Origin of the sequence: Rhodococcus sp. ACS1 (genome assembly GCF_002300155.1) — a bacterium.
GTDB classification, from domain to species: Bacteria; Actinomycetota; Actinomycetes; order Mycobacteriales; family Mycobacteriaceae; genus Rhodococcus_F; species Rhodococcus_F koreensis.
This window is the reverse complement of sequence record NZ_NSDZ01000002.1, coordinates 60,929-81,390: the sequence shown is the minus strand read 5'-3', so window position 1 is coordinate 81,390 and position 20,462 is coordinate 60,929. Positions and strand designations below refer to the sequence as shown.

Annotated in this window: 20 protein-coding genes; 15 read left to right on the top strand and 5 right to left on the bottom strand. The window is 67.7% G+C overall.

Annotated features, from left to right (window positions below; all coding sequences use genetic code 11):
* The first annotated feature begins 61 nt into the window (after positions 1–61).
* The 5 genes from CJ179_RS07675 (at position 62) to CJ179_RS07655 (ending at position 4,313) form a co-directional block, all read left to right on the top strand.
* The gene (locus CJ179_RS07675) at positions 62–274 is read left to right on the top strand and encodes a DUF4287 domain-containing protein (protein ID WP_072940613.1); all 213 of its coding nucleotides are present in this window, start codon (positions 62–64) and stop codon (positions 272–274) included.
* 103 nt (positions 275–377) lie between these two features.
* Positions 378–2,306, top strand: a complete 1,929-nt coding sequence (htpG, locus tag CJ179_RS07670; protein ID WP_095861411.1) for a molecular chaperone HtpG — start codon at positions 378–380, stop codon at positions 2,304–2,306.
* Positions 2,307–2,312: 6 nt separating this feature from the next.
* Positions 2,313–3,302 carry an SDR family NAD(P)-dependent oxidoreductase gene (locus tag CJ179_RS07665; protein WP_095861114.1) on the top strand — a complete coding sequence of 330 codons (990 nt, stop codon included), beginning with the start codon at positions 2,313–2,315 and terminating at the stop codon, positions 3,300–3,302.
* A gap of 65 nt (positions 3,303–3,367) precedes the next feature.
* The gene (locus CJ179_RS07660; RefSeq protein ID WP_095861113.1) at positions 3,368–3,937 is read left to right on the top strand and encodes a mismatch-specific DNA-glycosylase; all 570 of its coding nucleotides are present in this window, start codon (positions 3,368–3,370) and stop codon (positions 3,935–3,937) included.
* 25 nt (positions 3,938–3,962) lie between these two features.
* Positions 3,963–4,313 carry a hypothetical protein gene (locus tag CJ179_RS07655; protein ID WP_072940606.1) on the top strand — a complete coding sequence of 117 codons (351 nt, stop codon included), beginning with the start codon at positions 3,963–3,965 and terminating at the stop codon, positions 4,311–4,313.
* A 12-nt stretch (positions 4,314–4,325) separates the two neighbouring features.
* Here the strand turns inward: CJ179_RS07655 and CJ179_RS07650 are convergent, their stop codons facing one another.
* On the bottom strand, positions 4,326–5,720 hold the full coding sequence (locus CJ179_RS07650; protein ID WP_095861112.1) for an acyl-CoA dehydrogenase family protein: 1,395 nt from the start codon (positions 5,718–5,720) through the stop codon (positions 4,326–4,328).
* 130 nt (positions 5,721–5,850) lie between these two features.
* Here CJ179_RS07650 and CJ179_RS07645 point away from each other — a divergent pair, with 130 nt between their 5' ends.
* Complete coding sequence (locus CJ179_RS07645; RefSeq protein WP_095861111.1) at positions 5,851–6,660, top strand: class I SAM-dependent methyltransferase; 810 nt, start codon at positions 5,851–5,853, stop codon at positions 6,658–6,660.
* A 55-nt stretch (positions 6,661–6,715) separates the two neighbouring features.
* Positions 6,716–7,393: a L,D-transpeptidase gene (locus tag CJ179_RS07640; protein WP_095861110.1), complete on the top strand. Its 678-nt coding sequence runs from the start codon at positions 6,716–6,718 to the stop codon at positions 7,391–7,393.
* A gap of 51 nt (positions 7,394–7,444) precedes the next feature.
* Here the strand turns inward: CJ179_RS07640 and CJ179_RS07635 are convergent, their stop codons facing one another.
* Positions 7,445–9,142, bottom strand: a complete 1,698-nt coding sequence (locus CJ179_RS07635) for a fumarate hydratase (RefSeq protein ID WP_072940593.1) — start codon at positions 9,140–9,142, stop codon at positions 7,445–7,447.
* 178 nt (positions 9,143–9,320) lie between these two features.
* On the opposite strand from CJ179_RS07635, the gene CJ179_RS07630 reads away from it, so the two are divergent.
* A complete protein-coding gene (locus CJ179_RS07630) occupies positions 9,321–10,091 on the top strand; it encodes a CPBP family intramembrane glutamic endopeptidase (protein ID WP_095861109.1) in 771 nt (256 codons plus the stop codon).
* Between the two features lie 6 nt (positions 10,092–10,097).
* Here the strand turns inward: CJ179_RS07630 and CJ179_RS07625 are convergent, their stop codons facing one another.
* Complete coding sequence (locus CJ179_RS07625) at positions 10,098–11,339, bottom strand: triacylglycerol lipase (protein WP_095861108.1); 1,242 nt, start codon at positions 11,337–11,339, stop codon at positions 10,098–10,100.
* A gap of 325 nt (positions 11,340–11,664) precedes the next feature.
* Positions 11,665–11,802, bottom strand: a complete 138-nt coding sequence (locus tag CJ179_RS51305; protein WP_167372164.1) for a hypothetical protein — start codon at positions 11,800–11,802, stop codon at positions 11,665–11,667.
* Positions 11,803–12,104: 302 nt separating this feature from the next.
* On the opposite strand from CJ179_RS51305, the gene CJ179_RS07620 reads away from it, so the two are divergent.
* Positions 12,105–12,623, top strand: coding sequence for an OmpA family protein (locus tag CJ179_RS07620; protein ID WP_072940585.1), 519 nt, complete (start codon positions 12,105–12,107; stop codon positions 12,621–12,623).
* Positions 12,624–12,632: 9 nt separating this feature from the next.
* Here the strand turns inward: CJ179_RS07620 and CJ179_RS07615 are convergent, their stop codons facing one another.
* The gene (locus CJ179_RS07615; RefSeq protein WP_072940583.1) at positions 12,633–13,763 is read right to left on the bottom strand and encodes an NADH:flavin oxidoreductase; all 1,131 of its coding nucleotides are present in this window, start codon (positions 13,761–13,763) and stop codon (positions 12,633–12,635) included.
* A gap of 138 nt (positions 13,764–13,901) precedes the next feature.
* On the opposite strand from CJ179_RS07615, the gene CJ179_RS07610 reads away from it, so the two are divergent.
* The 6 genes from CJ179_RS07610 to CJ179_RS07585 all read left to right on the top strand — a co-directional run bounded on the left by CJ179_RS07610 (position 13,902) and on the right by CJ179_RS07585 (position 20,420).
* Positions 13,902–15,533 (top strand): amidohydrolase, encoded by a 1,632-nt coding sequence (locus tag CJ179_RS07610; protein WP_072940580.1) that lies wholly within the window; start codon positions 13,902–13,904, stop codon positions 15,531–15,533.
* Complete coding sequence (locus tag CJ179_RS07605; protein WP_072940578.1) at positions 15,530–16,942, top strand: chloride channel protein; 1,413 nt, start codon at positions 15,530–15,532, stop codon at positions 16,940–16,942. The genes CJ179_RS07610 and CJ179_RS07605 overlap by 4 nt, the downstream gene beginning before the upstream one ends.
* Positions 16,943–17,014: 72 nt before the next feature.
* Positions 17,015–17,914 (top strand): restriction endonuclease, encoded by a 900-nt coding sequence (locus CJ179_RS07600; protein WP_005253670.1) that lies wholly within the window; start codon positions 17,015–17,017, stop codon positions 17,912–17,914.
* Between the two features lie 190 nt (positions 17,915–18,104).
* The gene (locus tag CJ179_RS07595) at positions 18,105–19,313 is read left to right on the top strand and encodes a serine hydrolase domain-containing protein (protein WP_072940575.1); all 1,209 of its coding nucleotides are present in this window, start codon (positions 18,105–18,107) and stop codon (positions 19,311–19,313) included.
* Between the two features lie 106 nt (positions 19,314–19,419).
* Positions 19,420–19,842, top strand: a complete 423-nt coding sequence (locus tag CJ179_RS07590) for a response regulator transcription factor (protein ID WP_072940574.1) — start codon at positions 19,420–19,422, stop codon at positions 19,840–19,842.
* Between the two features lie 218 nt (positions 19,843–20,060).
* The gene (locus CJ179_RS07585) at positions 20,061–20,420 is read left to right on the top strand and encodes an NADH-quinone oxidoreductase subunit A (protein ID WP_015889709.1); all 360 of its coding nucleotides are present in this window, start codon (positions 20,061–20,063) and stop codon (positions 20,418–20,420) included.
* Positions 20,421–20,462: the final 42 nt, after the last annotated feature.

Sequence of the window (20,462 nt, the reverse complement as noted above, 5' to 3'; positions counted from 1 at the left end):
TCGCTTCCTGAAGATGCTTGTCGGACAGGATGTGTCGGCGGGTTCCGCTAGCGTGTCGCGCATGGCTGAACCAGTGAAGGGTCCCGCGTCCTATTTCCCGTCGATCGAGAAGAAGTACGGTCGGCCGATCAGTGAATGGCAGACGCTCATCCGGTCGTCCGAGCTGACCAAGCACATGGAGTTGGTGAGTTGGCTGAAGTCCGAGCACGGCCTCGGTCACGGCCACGCCAACGCGCTGGTCGCGCACACCCTGAAGGAGGACGCCGCCGGCTGACGGGCCACCGGCGGAAGCTCGCCGCGATGAATCCGGAATTTTGCCGCGGGATATCATTCCGACGAATCTGGTGTCGAGGGTTCTGCGTTCGAAGGGAATCGAAGTGAGCACGAAAATCGAACAACTGGAGTTCCAGGCGGAGACCCGCCAGCTCCTGGACCTCATGATCCACTCGGTGTACTCCAACAAGGACTCGTTCCTGCGGGAGCTCATCTCCAACGCCTCGGACGCGCTGGACAAGTTGCGTCTCGAAGCGTTCCGCAACAAGGACCTCGACGTCGACACGTCGGATCTGCACATCGAGATCGAGGTGGACGCGGAGAAGCGCACGCTCACGGTCCGCGACAACGGCATCGGCATGTCCCACGAGGAGGTCGTCGACCTCATCGGCACGCTGGCCAAGTCCGGCACCGCGGACCTGCGCCGCAAGTTGCGGGAAGCGAAGGACGCCGCTGCCTCCGAGGAACTGATCGGACAGTTCGGCATCGGTTTCTACTCGACGTTCATGGTCGCAGACAAGGTCACCCTGCTGACGCGGAAGGCCGGCGAGAGTGAGGCCACGCGCTGGGAGTCGAGCGGCGAGGCCACGTACACGATCGAGGCCGTCGACGACGCCCCGCAGGGCAGCTCCGTCACCCTGCACCTCAAGCCCGAGGACACCGAGGATCACCTGCACGACTACACGTCGGTACGGAAGATCAAGGAACTCGTCAAGCGTTACTCCGACTTCATCGCGTGGCCGATCCGGATGGACGTCGAACGCACGGTCCCCGCGGAGGGCGACGGCGGGGACGAGGTCACCACGACGTCCGAGACGATCAACTCGATGAAGGCGCTGTGGGCGCGCTCGAAGGACGACGTCTCCGAGGACGAGTACAAGGAGTTCTACAAGCACATCGCCCACGCCTGGGACGAACCGCTCGAGGTCATCCCGATGAAGGCCGAGGGCACGTTCGAGTTCCAGGCCCTGCTGTTCATTCCGTCTCACGCGCCGTTCGACCTGTTCATGCGGGACGGGAAGACGGGTGTGCAGCTGTACGTCAAGCGCGTCTTCATCATGGACGACTGCGACCAGTTGATGCCGGAATACCTTCGCTTCGTCAAGGGTGTGGTCGACGCTCAGGACCTCTCCCTCAACGTCTCCCGTGAAATCCTGCAGCAGGACCGGCAGATCCGTGCCATCCGCCGCAGGCTCACCAAGAAGGTCCTCACCACGATCAAGGACCTGAAGGCCGAGCGGCCCGACGACTACCGCACGTTCTGGGCAGAGTTCGGCCGCGCGGTCAAGGAAGGCCTGATGTCGGACAGCGACAATCGGGATGTGCTGCTGGGTATCTCGTCGTTCGCGTCCACCCACAGCGAGGAGGAGCTGACCTCGCTGGAAGACTACGTGTCGCGGATGAAGGACGGTCAGGAGCAGATCTTCTACGCGACCGGCGAATCCCGGCAGCTGCTCGAGAGTTCCCCGCACATGGAGGCCTTCCGTGCGAAAGGCTTCGAGGTGCTGCTGCTCACCGACCCTGTGGACGAGATGTGGGTCGGTGCGGTTCCGGAATTCGAGGGCAAGTCGTTCCAGTCGATCGCCAAGGGTGAGGTCGATCTCGACACCGAGGAAGACAAGAAGGCACACGAGTCGGAGCGGGAGGAGCAGGAGAAGGACTTCGCGGGCCTGCTCTCCTGGATGGCCGACGCGCTCACCGAGCAGGTCAAGGAGGTGCGGCTGTCGACGCGACTGACCACGTCACCGGCCTGCATCGTCGGCGACGCGTTCAGCATGTCCCCGGCACTCGAGCGGATGTACCGGGCGTCCGGGCAGCCGGTTCCCACCACGAAGCGCATCCTCGAGCTGAACCCTGCCCACCCTCTCGTCACCGGGCTGCGGGAAGCACACGGCGAGCGCAACGAGGATCCCGCGCTGGGGGAGACCGCGGAGCTTCTCTACGGGATGGCGTTGCTGGCCGAGGGCGGCGAACTCGACGATCCCGCCCGGTTCACCACGATGCTCGCCAACCGTCTCGCCAGGACGGTGTAATTCCCCTTGCTGGTATTGGTCACGGGGGGAACAGGTTTCGTCGGGGCGTGGAGCGCGAAGGCGGCGGTGGACGCCGGTCACCGGGTGCGCTTCCTCGTGCGGGATCCTGCTCGCCTCGTGACCAGCGCGGCGGCGCTCGGGCTCGACACGTCCGATCACGTGGTCGGTGACATCACGGACGCCGCGTCCGTGCGGCGTGCCCTGGACGGCTGCGATGCCGTCATCCACGCCGCGGCCGTCGTCGCGGTCGACCCGCGTCGCGCGGAGGAGATGCTGCAGACCAACCTTGCCGGCGCGCAGAACGTGCTGGGAACGGCAGTCGAACTCGGCCTCGATCCGATCGTCTACGTCTCGAGCATCGCCGCGTTGTTCCAGCCGGGGGCCCGGCTGCTCACCCCCGACCTCCCGGTGTGCGGGCCCCCCGACGCCTACGGCCGCAGCAAGGCGCGCGTGGAGCAGTACGCGCGTGACCTGCAGGCCGACGGCGCACCCATCGCGATCACCTACCCGGGCATGATCGTCGGCCCGCCCGCGGGAAAGCAGTTCGGCGAGGCCGCCCAGGCAGTCGAGGCCGCCGTCCACCTGCGGGGTCTGCCCGGGCGGGGCGCCGCATGGACGATGGTCGACGTGCGTGAGGTGGCCACAGCGCACGCCGCCCTCCTCCAGTCGGGGAGCGGCGCCCGCCGGTTCATGCTCGGAGGTCCCCGGATCCCGATCGCCGGGATCGCCGACATGCTGGCCACGATCACCGGCAGACGGATGGGCGTGTACCCGGTGCCGGACGTCGCGTTGCGTCTGGTGGGCAGACTCGTGGACGCGATCGACCGGTTCGTCCCCTTCGGCACTCCGATCTCTGAGGCCGCGATGGAGTACTACACGCGGATGCCCGACACGGACGACCGGCCGAGCGAAACCGAACTCGGGGTGAAGTACCGCGATTCGGCGGAGACCCTGGCCGACACCGTCGCCGGGCTGACGGAGGCGGGCCGACTGTGAGTGCGGAGGCGGGCCGACTGTGAGTGCGGAGGCGGGCCGGCTGTGAGTGCGGAGGCGGGCCGGCTGTGAGCTTCACCCGCGCGGAGTTGGAGTCGTTCCGGGACGCCGAGGTTCCGGACCTCATCGGACCGGGCTGCCGCCTGCTGTTCGTCGGTATCAACCCGGGACTGTGGACGGCCGCGACCGGGGCGCATTTCGCACGTCCGGGCAACCGCTTCTATCCGGCTCTGCTGGGCGCCGGGATCATCGAGCGACCTATCGATCCGACGGCAGGCATGTCGGACGCGGATCGCGACCACCTGATCGAGCGGGGCGTCGGCATCACCAATCTGGCCCCGCGTGCCACGGCGAAAGCCGACGAACTGACCGGCGAGGAACTGGCCGTCGGCGCCGAGCGCCTGCGCTCCTTCGTCCGCGACACCGCTCCCAGGGTGGTCGCCGTAGCCGGAATCACCGCCTATCGCACGGCATTCGGTGAGCGTGCAGCGAAGAAGGGCAAACAGCCGAGCACCCTCGAGGGTGCAGAGTTGTGGCTGGTGCCCAATCCCAGCGGGCTCAACGCCCACGAAACCGTCGCCACCCTCGCCGCGTCGTACCGGGAGGCGGCGATCGAGGCCGGAATCGTCTCGAGCTGACCGTGCAGGTCGCTAGGCTGCGGAGATGACCGTCGTCTACAACCTCCTCTTCGTCTGCCACCTGCTCGGCATGGCCGCCCTCGTCGGCGGCTATTTCGCGGTGCTCGCAGCGCCGCGGATCTCCGAGGTGATGGTGTGGGGTGCGCGGCTCCAGTTCGTGACGGGACTGATCCTCGTCGGGCTGGGGGAGGCCGCACTGGACAAGGACTACAACCACATCAAGATCGGCGTGAAGCTTCTGCTCTCCCTCGTGGTGGTCGCGCTCGCCGAGATCGTCCGGGGCAAGCAGAAGCGAGGGCAGGAGCGCCCGAACCTCGTGCACGTGGTCGGTGGGCTCGGCATCGTCACCGTGCTCGTGGCGGCCCTCTGGACCTGATCCCGCGCCCGTTCACTTCTTCGGTGGGGCAAGGAACTTCATCGCCAACCGCTGCGCGGACTCGGGCATCCGGTCCTTCACGGACATCGCGAACTCGCCGGCCTTCGTGCGCACCGACGTGCCCCTCCCGAACAGCCGGTTGAACGCGGATCCTTCGGTCGGCTGATCGAAGTGCAGCGGCGGGGCGCCGTCCGCGGCGCCGAGTGCACGCCCGATCACCATCCGCTGAATCTCGCTGGTGCCCTCGAAGATGGTGTACAGCTTGGCGTCCCGATACCACTTCTCGACGGGATGGTCACTGATGTACCCCCACCCGCCCATCGTCTGCAGCGCACGTTCGGTGGTTCTCACCGCGACCTCCGACGCCGCGAGCTTCGCCATGGAGCCCTCGCCGTGACGGAACTCCACGCCCGCCGCCGCCATCCACGACGCCCGCCACGTCAGTAGTCGTGCGGCGTCGATCTGGGTCGCGAGGTCGGCCAGCGGAAACGCGATGCCCTGGTTGTCGATGATCGGACCGCCGAACGCCTCCCTCCGGTTCGCGTACTCGGTGGCGTACTCGAGCGCGGCGCGGGCGATGCCCAGCGCCTGAGCCGCGACCATCGGACGTGTCTGCTCGAACGTGCCGAGGGTGGCCGATTTCCGCCGCGGCGCGCCGGTGGCCACCTCCTCCTGCACCTCACGGGCCTTCCGCATGCGGTGCTGCAGTTTGTCGTCGCCCCCGAGCAGGTGGTCGGCGGGCACCCGCACCCGGTGGAACTTCAGCTCCGCCGTGTGCGACGCACGGCAGCCCAGCTTGTCGAGCTTGCGGACGAGTTCGATCCCCGGGCTTCCGCCGGGAACCACGAACAGGGCCTGCCCCCGATGCCCCAGCTCCGGGTCGACGGTGGCGTTCACGACGTGCACGTCGGCGATGCCGCCGTTGCCGATCCACATCTTGTGGCCCTCGATCACCCAGTCGTCGCCGTCGCGCGTCGCGGTGGTCCGCAGATTGCGGACGTCGCTGCCGCCCTCGGGTTCGGAGATGCACAGTGCGGCGAGTTTCAGGTCGCCGGGCTCGCCGAAGCATTCGGGTGCCCAGCGCAGCATCTGCTCCGGCGTCGCGGCCTGTCCGATCGACGACAGCGCCAGCGCGGGCATCACGATGGCGAGGCCGATTCCGGCGCATCCCCAGAACAGCTCCTCCATGAACAGGGGGAGGGACAGGCTGGTCGGGTCGCCGATCAGGTCGCGATAGAACAGCGGACTGTAGAAGCCCTCTTCCGCGGCCTTCTCGAGGACGTCCCACGGGAACTCCTGCGCGCGGTCGTGCTCGGCGGCCACCGGCCGGATCACGTTCTCCGCGAAAGCGTGCGTCCGCTCGACGAGGTTCTTCTGCGCGGGGGTGAGCGCGAGGCTGAAAGTCATGGCAGTCCCTCGGTTGCCGTGTTGGTGTGCACCAACGTAACACTCACGGTCTTCGAGAACCGTGGATCACAAAATCCTGAGGAGTAGGACAGCAATCCCATTATCTGATCGGAGTTGCTAGCGTCGAGGGATGGACGGCGACGAGACGGTCTACACCCACGGCCACGACGAGTCGGTGCTGCGGAACCATCGATGGCGCACCGCCGAGAACTCCGCCGGCTACCTGCTTCCGCATCTGCGCGGAGGCCTGACGCTGCTCGACGTCGGGTGCGGGCCGGGCACGATCACCGCCGACCTCGCGGGACTCGTCGCGCCCGGAGCAGTCACCGCCGTCGAGATGAACGACGAGGCGCTCTCGCTCGCGCGCAACGAGTTCACCGAGCGGGGAATCGCGAACGTCCAGACCGTCGTATCGGATGTCCACGCACTCGACTTCCCCGACGACAGCTTCGACGTCGTGCACGCGCATCAGGTCCTGCAGCACGTCGGCGATCCGGTGCAGGCGCTGCGCGAGATGAAGCGGGTGTGCCGACCCGGTGGAATCGTTGCCGCCCGCGACGCGGACTACGGCACCTTCACGTGGTATCCGCCGACACCCGAACTCGACGAATGGCTGACGCTCTACAAGGCCGTCGCCCGGGCGAACGGCGGTGAACCCGACGCGGGCCGTCGCCTGCGGGCGTGGGCGCACGAGGCTGGTCTCGGCGACGTCGCGAACACGGCGAGCACGTGGTGTTTCTCCTCCGACGAGGATCGCGAGTGGTGGGGTGGGTCCTGGGCCGACCGCTCGCTGCGGTCGGCCTACGCGGACCGGGCGCTCGCGCTCGGGCTCGCCACCGAGGCAGACCTCGACCGCATCGCGGCCGGCTGGCGTGCGTGGGTGTGCGAGAACGACGGCTGGTTCGCGCTCCTGCACAGCGAGATCCTCTGCCGGGTGTAATGCACCGCGAAGCGAAATTCTCGCGACCGGCGCCCGGGAATGGAACACTCGCCCCATGACGACGTTGCGCGTGGGTCGACTGTGGTTGCCGGGGCTGATGGTGATTCTGATCGGGCTGGTGTTCACGCCCGGCGCCTCCGCGGCCCCGGATCGAGCGGTCTTCTCCGGAGACTCGGACCAGGTGATCACCGTCTACGCCCCGTCGGCGGGGTCGGTGAGCGCCGAACTGACCGCCTGGGAGCGGGGCTCGGACGGCACGTGGCAGGTGTTCGCGGGTCCCGTCGCCGCCGACGTCGGCGCGGAAGGAATCGGTGCGGCGAACGAATTCTCCACCCGCACCCCCGCCGGTGTCTTCCCGCTGTCGCAGGCGTTCGGCCGGCAGCCCGCTCCGGCGACGGCGATGCCGTACTTCCAGTCGGATCGGCGTGACTGGTGGGATTCGAATCCGCTCTCGCCGACGTACAACACGCACGTCCGGCAGGACGCGAGCCCCGGCGGTAACAGCGAGAACCTCTACTCGGCCGGACCGCTCTACGACTACGCGCTCGCGATCGGGTACAACGCCGCCCGCATCCCCGGCCTCGGTTCGGCGATGTTCCTGCACGTCACGGACGGCACCACCACCGAAGGGTGCGTCGCCGTCGACCGCGGCACGCTGACGACCCTCCTCGGCCGGCTCGACCCGGCAAAGAATCCGGTGATCGAGATCGCCGTAGGCGCTTCGCACCCGTGAGTGGTTGACGAGTGTCTGGACTCGTCAACCACTCACGGGCGGCGGAGCCGCCTACAGGCCGGGGCGCTTGCCGATGGTGAGGGTGGGGGTGGAGACGCCGGCGAAGAAGTCCTCGCCCTTGTCGTCGACCACGATGAACGCGGGGAAGTCCTCGACCTCGATCTTCCAGACCGCTTCCATGCCGAGCTCTTCGTACTCGACGATCTCGACCTTCTTGATGCAGTCGAGGGCGAGACGCGCCGCGGGACCGCCGATGGACCCCAGGTAGAAGCCGCCGTAGGACTTGCATGCGTCGGTGACCTGCTTGGACCGGTTGCCCTTCGCGAGCATCACCATGGAGCCGCCCGCGGCCTGGAACTGATCCACATAGGAGTCCATTCGACCGGCGGTGGTGGGGCCGAAGGAACCGGACGCCATGCCGTCGGGGGTCTTGGCCGGACCGGCGTAGTACACCGGGTGGTCCTTGAGGTACTGCGGCATCTCCTCGCCGGCGTCGAGCCGTTCCTTGATCTTGGCGTGGGCGATGTCGCGGGCGACGACGAGCGGGCCGGTGAGCGACAGCCGTGTCTTCACCGGGTGCTTGGACAGCTCGGCGAGGATCTCGGGCATCGGCTTGGTGAGGTCGATCTTGACGGCGGCGCCCTTGCCGGTGCCGGAGATGCCGTCGGTCTCGGCATCGAGCTGGGCGTCGGTGACCTCGGGGAGGAACCGGCCCGGGTTGAACTCCAGCTGCTCGAGGAAGACGCCCTCGGGGGTGATCTTCGCTTTGGCCTGGCGGTCCGCCGAGCAGGACACGGCGAGAGCGACGGGCAGCGAAGCGCCGTGGCGGGGGAGGCGGATGACGCGGACGTCGTGGCAGAAGTACTTGCCGCCGAACTGTGCGCCGATGCCGATCTGACGGGTCAGCTCGAGCACCTTCTCCTCGAGTTCGAGGTCGCGGAAGCCGCGACCGGTGATCGCGCCCTCGTTGGGGAGTTCGTCGAGGTAGTGCGCGGACGCGTACTTGGCCGTCTTCAGCGCGAACTCCGCGGACGTGCCGCCGACGACGATCGCGAGGTGGTACGGCGGGCAGGCTGCGGTGCCGAGGGCGCGGATCTTCTCCTCGAGGAACCGCATCATGCCGTCCGGGTTGAGGATCGCCTTGGTCTCCTGGAACAGGTAGGACTTGTTGGCGCTGCCGCCGCCCTTGGCCATGTACAGGAACTTGTACGTGTTCTCGTGGCCGGTCGCCGTGTCGGCGTAGAGCTCGATCTGGGCGGGGAGGTTGCTGCCGGTGTTCTTCTCGTCCCACATCGTGATCGGCGCGTTCTGCGAGTACCGCAGGTTGAGCCGGGTGTAGGCGTCGTAGACGCCGCGCGCGACGGCCTTCTCGTCGTCGCCGGGGGTGAGGACGTGCTGGCCGCGCTTGCCCATGACGATCGCGGTGCCGGTGTCCTGGCACATCGGCAGCACGCCTGCGGCGGAGATGTTGGCGTTCTTCAGCAGGTCGAGCGCCACGAACTTGTCGTTGCCCGACGCCTCGGGATCGTCGAGGATGCTCGCGAGCTGCGTCAGATGGTCGCTGCGCAGGTAGTGCGAGATGTCGTGGAGTGCGGTCTCGGTGAGCAGGCGCAGCGCCTCGGGCTCGACGGACAGGAAGGTGCGGCCGCCGGGTCCTTCGACAGTCGACACCCCCTCGGTGGTCAGCAGCCGATATTCGGTGGGGTCCTCACCGATCGGCAGCAAGTCCTCGTAGAGGAAGTCGGCCATTCTATCTCCTGGACAGCTGGTTGTGTGAAGTTCGTCTTCAGGCTAGACGCGGGCTCCGGCGGCCCTGTGACGCGGGGGCATGCTTTCACCTGCACAGTGGTGTGGCTCACAGAGTTCTCACAAGTAAATCCGTACACTTGACTGGATGCTTGAACACGGAACGAGATCGGCCGGCCGAATGACCCTTGCAGTCCAGGACGCCGGAGCCGCTGACGACGAGACGTCCGGTGCACGTGCCAAGCGGCCCGTACTGCACGCCTACCTCGACATCGCGATCGTGGTGGTCGTCCTCGCGGCCACGAATCTGATCGCGCACTTCACCACCGCGTGGGCCAGCATCGCGACCGTTCCCATCGCCGCCGTCGTGCTGCTCATGCTCACCCGGCGCCGCGGACTCGGCTGGGCAGAACTGGGGCTCTCGCCTCGGCACTGGCGCAAGGGGTCGCTGTACGCCCTCGCGGCGATGGGCCTCGTGATCGGCGTCGTCGCGATCGGTGCCGCCCTGCCGATCACCCGGCCGTTCTTCATGGCCGACCGGTACGCCACGATCTCCGGCGCCCTGATCGCGTCGATGATCGTCATCCCGCTGCAGACCGTCATCCCCGAGGAGCTCGCGTTCCGCGGCGTGCTGCACGGCACCCTCGACCGCGTGTACGGCGCCCGCGGCGTCTTCGCGGCGGGATCGCTGATGTTCGGTCTCTGGCACATCGCGTCCTCGCTGGGACTGACGTCGGGCAACAAGGGATTGTCGAGCTTTCTCGGCGGCGGCGTCCTCGGGCAGGTGCTCGGGATCCTCGCCGCGGTGGTCGCCACCGCGGCCGCGGGCATCGTGTTCACCTGGCTCCGCCGCCGCAGCGGCAGTCTGATCGCGCCCATCGCGCTGCACTGGTCGTTGAACGGCGCGGGTGCGCTCGCGGCCGCCGTCGTGTGGCACACGACCATGGCCTGAGCAGGGTCAGGTCTTCGGGGCGCCAAGCCACTCGAGCAGCTTCTCGTACACCGACTCGTGGTTGAGCATCGTGAAATGATTCGCGGGTGCGAGGTGCATGCCGTCCTCGTCGCGGAAGCCGATCATCCGCGTCCGGTTCCGTCCGGACGCGCTCGGCACGAGCACCATGCCGTCGCCGAGCAGGCGGCCCAGCGGATGCCGCGGGCTGCGGGTGATGGTCGCGGAGACGAAGCAGTACGTCACGCCGTCGAGGAGGGGGACCTCGCTGGTGGCCGCGGCACGGAGGGCGTCCGGGTCGCGACCGCGCCAGTCCTCGTCGACGAGCGAACCCTGATTCAGATCCCGGATGCCGGCGCTCCTCCGGCGCAGGAGTCCGGAGATCGCCCGCGTCTCGGGCAGTGCGGCCAGGCCGGCGCTCGCAAAGTGGACAGCCTGCTCCAGCGGGGCGCCGAGGTGAGGTGAGCCGAGGCTCACGACCTGCCGCACCCGCCGCACCCACGGGCGGTCGTCGAGGAAGGCGATTCGACAGGCGCTGCGGGCGACGAGGCCGCCCATGGAATGCCCCACGAGTGCGATCGACTCGACGTCCACCGGCCAGTGCTCGGTGACCGCGTCCAGAAGGTCGGACAGGCTCCTGCCGTTGTCGGAGATGTGCCGGCCGGAGTTGTAGCGGATCTGCAGCGCCGTGTATCCCAGGTCGGTCTCGAGTCGTTCACCGTAGGTCGGGCGGCCGCCCAGCGACCACGCGTCCTCGGTCTCGACGAGTCCGTGCAGGAAGACGACGATGCGGCCGCGGGCGTGGGGGAAGGCATCGGCGAGCGTGGACTCGGCCGCCGTGAGTGCGACGCCGCCTACCCGTATCGCCAGGGGTTCGGCGAGCACGGACCCCTCCGATTCCAGTACGTCGCCGATCAGCCCCTGGATCGCGGCGATGGCCCGGGCTCCGCGGCGCGTCTGGGACGGCGGGACGTTCTCCGCCGACGGGAAGTCGAGGAACTGTCCCGCGAGGGAACCCCCGAGTCGGGCGGTGTCGGCGACGAGCGCATACACGGCGGCGGTGATCTCGTCGTGGAGCGCCTTTGCGGGGACGGCATGGGTGCCGACGCCGAGCCGTACTCCGGCGAAGACCCGGTCCGCGACGGCGCGGTGGATGCTGCCGAGGCCGCCGGCGGCGGCCCCGATTTCGTCGAGGGCCAGCCGGGCGAGTGCCCGCACCTCGGAGCGGCGTCTGATCTGCGGGTCGGTCACGAGATTTGAGTGTACGCATGTGCACTGAGATGTGCGCGTGCTGCGAAACCGCCGAAATGTGCAGCGCGCGCGATTATTTCGCGAATAAACCAACGGTGAAACGGAAATGTTGATCGTGCGAATGGCGAATCAATTGGTCGACCGACCAATTCCGGGGAAAATGCTGGTAACGCGGATAATGAACATGTTCACGTCGCGAATTATTCATCGTAATAGATACGTGATCGACACGATCGTGACGCTGCCGGCAACGCCGCGACGGGGCCCGCGCGCCTGAGCGCACGAACCCCGTCGCGGGTGTTCAAGTCTTGTGCCAGCGGAAATGCTAGCCAAGCGTGGCTGCGGCCGCCGTTGCGGCGTCTGCGCCACCGCCCAATGCGTCGGCGGAACCCGAGAAGAAGTCCAGGGCACCGGCGAGGTCGGAGAAGGCGGAGAAGAATTCGGACAGGAAGGCGAGATCCATGCGTGTAACTCCTTGCTCGGTTGTGGGCATTTATGTTGGCGCTGAGCGGGCGCCGGATTCATTTCTACCGTTATTGAAATGAGATCGCAATCCGTGGAATTAACCGAATTGAAACGGAAGGCGAATCAACGGTTTTTGGGCAGGTGAGAAGCCTGTGTCCGGATTCACATCCGTCCGAGAAATCTCACGATGTGGGAGCTTGGGCCGTGTTCGAATCCCACCTTCGAGGGTGCGGGCGGGGCTATCCTCGTCCCACGACGTGTAGCGCTTTCCGGACATACGGACGTATAGGGGAAACCATCATGCGCAAGACCATCGTCACCGGCATCGCGGTCGCGGCCCTCGCGCTGCTCGGCGTGGCCGGCTGTTCCAACGACTCGAACGAGGCTCCGATCGCGACCACGACGACGGCCTCCGCGTCCGATCGGGTGGAAGGCGCGATCAGCAGTGTGCAGGCCACGGCGTCGTCCGCCGTGAACACCGCGCGCGAGGCCACCCAGAACGCGATCAACTCGGCCATCGCGGCGGTCCCGATCGGATTCGAGTCGGGAACCGCCGAACTCAACGCCCTCTCGGACGTGACCGTCAAGGCGGTGGCCGCCGCGATGAAGGCGGGCGACGCCAAGATCGCGATCGAGGCGTACGCCAGCAACACGGACGAGGCGGCCGCCGAACTCCTCGCCGACCAGCGCGCTCAGGCCGTCGCGAACGCCCTCGAGGCGCAGGGGGTCGACAAGAGCCGCATCTCGACCGAGGGCACGGCGAACCCACCCGAAGGCGTGAACGTCGATCAGGTGGAGATCACCGTCGAGGACAGCTGACCGGCGCGGTCAGTGCAGGACCGCCCGGTGCTCGTTGCTGTACGGGATGTGCTCGGCGGTCCTGCCGTCGCGGAGTTTGAGCACCCACTCCGGATCGGACAGCAGTGCGCGGCCGACGGCCACGAGATCGAACTCGCCGTTCTCGTACTGCCGGAGCAGGCGGTCGACACCGGCGGTGTTCGAGGCGCCGTCCGACGTGAAGGCCGTCGTGAACACGTCGTCGAGACCCACCGAACCGACCGTGATCGTGGGCAGTCCCGTCAGCCGCTTGGTCCATCCGGCCAGGCCGAGTTCGCCGTCCTCACCGGACAGCTCGGCGAAGGCCGGGTCCCAGTGCCTGCGGGTGGACGGGTGCAGCACGTCGACACCGGCGGCGACGAGGGGCGTCAGCACGGCCGCGAGTTCGTCGGGGGTCTGCGCGATGCGCGAATCGTAGTGGTTCGACTTCCACTGGGAGAAGCGGTAGACGATCGCGAAGTCGTCCCCGACGGCCTCGCGGATCGCTGCGACCACCTCGACCGGGAACCGGGTGCGGGCCTCGAGAGATCCGCCGTAACCGTCGGAGCGGACGTTCGTGCGGTCCCACAGGAACTGGTCGAGCAGATAGCCGTGGGCGCCGTGCAGTTCGATGCCGTCGAAGCCCACGTCACGCGCGTTGACGGCGGCCGCCACCCAGGCCTCGCGCAGCGCGTCGAGATCGGACCCGGTGAATTCGCGTCCCAGCCGGGTTCCGTCCAGCGCGATTCCGGACGGGCTGGCCGTCGTCACCTCGGGGTTCATACGCGGCTGCGGGCCGCGTTCGACGCCCAGATGCCACAGCTGCGGGATGATCTGCCCGCCCTCCTCGTGGACCGCGTCCACCACGGACTTCCAGCCCGCGAGGCTGTCCTGTCCGTAGAGGAGCGGCACCCGGGTGTGGGATCCGGCTACGGGGTCCGGAATGTACGTCCCCTCGGTGATGACGAGACCGACCCCGCCCGCCGCACGCCGGCGGTAGTACGCCGCCACGTCCTCCCCGGGAATGCCGTCAGGGGAGAAAGCCCTGGTCATGGGTGCCATCGCGAAGCGATTCCGGGGCTGGAGGGATTTGACGGCGAACGGCTCGAAGAGGCCGTCCACGGGCAGAGGTGTTTCGGTCATGCCTGTCTGTAACCGATCGCGGTTACGCACTATTCCTGCATATGACCTGCTGCGTAGTTGTAATCTGAAGTCACAGTCGACACTCGCTGCCGGCGCATGGGCACTCGCCCGCGCCCGGTCTGACGGGAGGGTGCACTGATGGGCACGAACGACGGAAAACCTGCCGATCTGGTGCTGTTCGGTGACGTGGTCACCATGAACGACGCCGCGCCGCGCGCTCGGGCGGTCGCGGTGCGGGACGGGCGGATCGCCGCCGTCGGCAACGACGCCGCGGTGTTTCCGCTGATCGGACCGGCAACGATCGCGGTCGACGTGCACCGCGCCTGCATCCTCCCCGGGTTCGTCGAGGCGCACGGTCACCCGCTGAACTCGGCGGTGCTGCTCGGCGAACCGGTGGTGGACATCAGACCGGTGACCATCGCCGACGCCGGCGAGGTGGTCGACGCCGTCCGCCGCGCCGTGGACGAGCACCCCGACGGCGCCGTGCTCAACGGCTGGGACCCTCTGCTCCAGAAGGGGCTGCCGGAACCGTCCCGGGAATGGCTCAATTCCGTCGCTCCCGACACCTCCCTGGTGATCCTGCACAACACCGGTCACGTGGCGTATTTCAACGACGTCGCCGCCCGGGAAGCCGGATTGTCCAAGAAGACACCGGACCCGGAGGGCGGCAGCTTCGGTCGCGACAAGTCGGGCGACCTGAACGGTTCGGCGTTCGAGGCGCCCGCGGTGATGGCGGTGGCAGCCTCGATCCTCGACGGTGCGTCCACCCGGCTGCCGGAACTCCTCGCCGCGGAATGCGCGCGGATGAACGCGGCAGGCATCACCACCGCGAGCGAGATGGCATTCGACCCACGCTTCCGGAGCGCCCTGACCGCGATCGCCCGGTCCGGTGCTCTCACCACCCGGCTGCGGCTGTACGAGATGTCGAACCCGGAGCGCTCCACGGACGTGTCACCCGGAGTGGGCGACGACCTGCTGCGCCAGGTGGGTATCAAGATCTGGTCGGACGGCTCGCCGTGGGTGGGCAACGCGGCCACGAGTTTCCCGTATCTCGACACGGACGTCACCCGGTCGCTCGGCCTCGCCGGATCGCGCGGCAAGGCCAATTACACCGCGGACGAGATACTCGAGATCAGCAAGCCGTACTTCGAGAACGGCTGGCAGATCTCCTGCCACGCCAACGGTGACGCCGCGGTCACCCTGGCCCTCGACGCGTGGGAGCGGATGCTCGCCGAGTCGCCGCGCGACGATCACCGACTGCGACTCGAGCACGTGGGGGCGATGACCCCGGAGCAGTTCCGCCGTGCGACCGAACTCGGCGTCACGTGCAGCCTTTTCGTCGACCACCTCTACTACTGGGGCGACGTGCTCGTCGACGACCTGTTCGGTCCCGAACGCGGAGCATGTTGGGCCGCTGCAGCTTCCGCGATCGCGGCGGGTCAGCGGATCTCGTTCCACAACGACGGTCCCGTGACCCCGACCAACCCGTTGCGCAACATCGCCGACGCCGTCACCCGCCGCACCCGGTCGGGACGGGTGCTCGCCCCCGAGGAGCGGATCTCGGTCCCGGACGCCTTGCGTGCGGAGACGATCAACTCGGCGTGGCACCTCCGGAGCGAGGACGCGATCGGGGCGATCGTCCCCGGGCTGCACGCCGATCTCGTCGTGCTGTCGGCCAACCCGCTTCTGGTGGATCCCGACGACATCGCGGACCTCGAAGTGCTCGCCACGATCCTGGAGGGTCGAACGGTCTTCGGAAAGCTGGAGTGATCCGGGTGGCGTCCTGGTCGCGGGCTCTGCGGTCGATCGGGGCGCCGGCCGGAGCCTGGATCCGCACCGCGGGCTACACCCGCAAATGGCTGGTCCTCGGTGTCGTCATCGGCATCGTCGCCGGGCTCGGCGCGGTCGTGTTCTACGTCGCGCTGTCGGAGGCGACGCAACTGCTGATCGTCGACATCGGCGGGTACCACCCGCCGACCGCGGCCGGTGACGGCGGCGCGGGCGGCAGCAGGGAGTTCACCAGACCGTGGGCGATTCCGCTCGTGGTGTGCCTGGGCGGTCTCGTGTCGGGCATCCTCGTGTTCACCCTGGCCCCCGAGGCCGAGGGGCACGGCACCGACGCGGCGATCGAGGCCGTGCACCGGGACCCCCGCATGATCCGCGTCCGCGTCGTGCTGGTGAAGCTGGTCGCGTCGGCGATCACGATCGGGTCCGGCGGGTCCGGCGGTCGAGAGGGGCCGACCGCGCAGATCTCGGCGGGTTTCGGATCGCTCCTCGCCCGCAGGCTGGACCTGTCCCCGCGGGACGGCCGCATCGCCGTGGCGATCGGCATCGGCTCCGGCATCGGCGCCATCTTCGGCGCCCCGCTCGGCGGTGCGGTGCTGTGCTGCACCATCCCGTACAAGGAGGACTTCGATTTCGAGGTGCTCGTGCCTGCGCTGGTCACGTCGATCGTCAGTTACACCGTGTTCGGCAGCTTCCTCGGCTTCGGGCCGCTGTTCGGGTACGCCGCCCAGGACTACGTCTTCGACACCCCGGCCCAGTTGGTGTGGTTCGCGCTCATCGGTGTGCTCGGCGGCCTCATCGGATTGCTGTACAGCGGGACGTTCTACACCGCCGTCGACCTCACCCACCGCCTGCCGGGCAGCCGGATCGTCAAGCCGGCGGTCGGCGGGCTGCTCGTCGGACTGATGGCACTGGTGCTGCCGGAGGTGCTGGGCAGCGGATACGGCTGGATCCAGCAATCGATGGCCCGCGACGACCTCGCGGCCATCCCGCTGTGGGTGGTGCTGTTGTTGCCGTTCGCGAAGATCCTCGCGACGTCGCTGTCCATCGGATCCGGTGGATCGGGCGGCATCTTCGGTCCGGGCATGGTGATCGGGGCGTTCACCGGCGCCGCGGTGTGGCGACTGCTCGAGCCGATCGCCCCGGGCGTCCCCGACAATCCGGCGCCCTTCGTCATCGTCGGCATGATGGCGTGTTTCGGGAGCATCGCCCGCGCGCCGCTCGCGGTGATGCTGATGGTTGCGGAGATGACGGGAAGCATCGGCGTGCTCGTGCCGGGGATGATCGCGGTCGGACTCGCCTACCTCATCGTGCGCCGATCGGGGAAGACGATCTACCGGGCGCAGCTCGAGAACCGGGCGGAGGCTCGGCTTGCCCAGGGTTCGCCGGGGTGATCGGGTCGGAGTCCGTGTGCGGAGTGCCCGGAGGATCCGGGTCCGTGTGCAGAGTGCGCGGAGGATTCGGGCATGCTTGTGGCCATGACTGTTCACGTTCCTCAGTACGTCGACCTCCTCTGGCCAGCGCTTCAGGCTGCCATTGCTCTCGGTGGTTCGGCGTCCAACGAGGAGCTCGACAGCGCAGTCGTTGAGCGAGAAGGTCTTTCGTCCGACGTGCAGGGCGTGCTGCACGGTGACGGTCCGAGCACCGAGATCGAGTACCGGCTCGCGTGGGCCCGCACCTACCTCAAGGGGATGGGTCTGCTCACCAACAGCCGTCGCGGGGTGTGGAGTGTGACGGAGAAGGGCCGCGAGGTCGCCGAGAGCGAGATCCGCCCGTTGCACGCCGAGTTCTCCGCCGAGAACCGCAAGAAGAATGCCGCCCGCAAATCGGCGAAGGCCGCATCCCGGAGGAACGACGAACCGGACGCCAACATCGCCGAGGCCGAGAACGACGCGGACTGGAAGGACCTGCTGCTCGACACGGTACTGAAGATGTCGCCGCCTGCGTTCGAGCGGCTGACCCAGCGGTTGCTGCGGGAGGCCGGATTCTCGAGCGCGTCCGTCACCGGTCGCGGCGGCGACGGCGACATCGAGGGCCTCGGCGTGTACCAGTTGTCGTTGCTCAGTTTCCCCGTGTTCTTCCAGTGCAAGCGCTACAGCGGCAGTGTCGGCGCCGGGGCGGTGCGCGATTTCCGTGGCGCGATGGCGGGTCGCGGCGAGAAGGGTCTGCTCATCACGACCGGAACCTTCACCGGTGACGCCCGCACGGAGTCCAAGAGGGACGGTGCCCCGCCCATCGACCTCATCGACGGCGACCGGCTGTGCGACCTGTTGAAGGAGCATTCACTGGGGGTGCAGACCACGACGCGTCTCGTCGAGGACGTCGAGGTCAGGTCCGATTACTTCCACTCGCTCGAGCCGAAATGATCATGGTCGGGTCACCTCTCCGGATCATGGTCGGGTCACCTCTCCGGGCCCCGGACACTCTTTCCCGTTGCGGTATGGCCACGAAGCGATCACGCAGGCTCTGAAGCGGTGCCGACGGCGTTCTCCCGTGTGTAAAGAGGAAGTTAAATGCACATGTCACTGACGTGAAGAGCGACCGAGGGAAGTCGACATGACGACCACATCGCCGTGGCCGTTGAGGCGCCGCACCGTACGGCCACCGGCGGGGATGCTGGCGGACCGGCGATTCGGGGTGCTCGTCGACCAGTTCTTCCGGCTCTTCCACGACGTCGGCCAGGGCGGCGGTGCGCTGGCCGTCTACCTCCACGGTGAGCCGGTCGTCGACGTGTGGGCCGGGTGGGCGAGCCGCGACACGTTCTGGCAGGAGGACACGGTCACCCTCACGTTCTCCACGGGCAAGGGCGTCGCGTCGACCGTGCTGCACCGTCTCGCGGGACGCGGGATCATCGACTACGACGCCCCGGTGGCGCAGTACTGGCCCGAGTTCGCCACCGCGGGCAAGGACGAGATCACGGTGCGCGAACTGCTGTCGCACCGCGCCGGACTGCACCGCGTTCGCGGACTCGTTCCGGGCCCTCTGAGTCTGATGGACCATGGCCTGGTCAGTGCCGCCCTGGCCGCGGCGACCCCGGATCGGCGGCGGCTGAAGACCCCCGGCTATCACGCCGTGACATTCGGCTCGCTGGTCGCCGAACTGACGTCCCGTGCGGCCGGAACACCGTTCACCGAACTGGTGCGCACCGAGGTCGCCGAACCGCTCGGGGTGAAGGAATTCTGGTACGAGGTGCCGCCCGCCGAGCGGTCCCGCATCGCGAGGACCTTCCCGCACATCAACCCGTTCGGTGTTCCGTGGGGTGCGACGTCGTTCGCGATGGCGCGGCTGCCCGGTCTCCGCAACGTCGCCGACGCCGGCATGCCCGCCGGTTTCGACGCCCTCGTCCGCAACCCTGCGATCCACGACAGCGTGATGCCGGGATGGAACGGCGTGTTCAGTGCCCGCGCCCTGGCGCGCATGTACGGGGCGCTGGCCAACGGCGGAACCGTCGGCGGTGTCGAATTCCTCCCGCCGGAGGTCGTGGCGCAGCTGAGCCAGGTGCAGACCACGGCCCGCGACTACGTACTGGGCATACCGATGAACTGGCGGCTCGGCTACCACGCGGGAATGGTCGCGCGCCGCAAGCAGCCGTCGAATACGTTCGGGCACTACGGGTTGGGTGGGTCTGGCGCGTTCGCCGACGCCGACACGGGTCTGTCGATCGCCTTCGTCACCAACCGGCTCGGCAACATGCTGACCCCCATCGCGGATCTCCGCCTGCCGAAGCTCGGTTCCACGGCGCTCGCCATCGCGGAGAGACTGTAGCCGGGCAGCTGCGGCCGCCGGCCAAACCAATTCGATTTCGACGCGCCGTTTTTCGATCGACGCGAGCCGCCGGTCTGGAAGGCGGGGGACCGGTAGCATCGTCTCCGTGACCGACGCGACCGCCCACACCAGCCGTTCTGATCGGTTGCGTGTCCTCGTCTACAGCGACGACGCGAGCACCCGCCAGAAGGTCGTGCTGGCGTTGGGGAAGCGTCCGCACCCCGACCTTCCGGAGCTGGAGTACGTCGAGGTGGCGACGGCGCCCGTGGTGATCCGGGAGATGGATGCCGGCGGCATCGACCTGGCCGTCCTGGACGGCGAGGCGGTGCCCGCGGGCGGGATGGGGATCGCCAAGCAGTTGAAGGACGAGATCGACGAGTGCCCGCCGATCCTGGTCCTGACCGGACGTCCCGACGACGCCTGGCTGGCCAGCTGGTCGCGCGCGGAGGCCGCGGTGCCGCACCCGCTCGACCCGATCCGGTTGTCCGAAGCGGTCATAGCGCTGCTCCGCACCCGACTCTCTGCTTAGGGTCTCCTGACTTCCGATTCCGCCGTCCGAAGGCGCATCGAGCGCCTGTCCCGCAGCGGTTTTCCGCAGTTCCAGATCGCCTTGAACTCGCTCGGTCAAATCGGCCGGGCCCGACGACTTCCCTTGTACGCTGTGGCATAACTCACAAGAGCGTAGCTTCGGAAACGACTGCCCGGGAATCGGGCGGACAGGCTCGGGAAGAGGGGAGCTGAGACGGCGTGAATGTCTACGTGCCGATCCTCGTGCTCGGGGCGATTGCGGTCGCGTTCGCGGTGTTCTCCGTGATCGTGGCGAGGATCGTAGGTCCGAGACGCTACAACCGTGCCAAGCTCGACGCCTACGAGTGCGGGATCGAGCCGACGTCCTCGCCGCTGGGCGCGGGCCGCATCCCGGTGAAGTACTACCTGACGGCCATGCTGTTCATCATCTTCGACATCGAGATCGTGTTCCTCTATCCGTGGGCTGTTCATTTCGACGCCCTCGGCTTCTTTGGTCTCGGGGCCATGGCCCTGTTCATCTTCAATGTCTCCGTCGCCTACGCGTACGAGTGGCGGCGTGGCGGTCTCAGTTGGGACTGATCGGTCCCGTCAGCGATCGAAAAGCTAAGTCGGAAGGGAAGA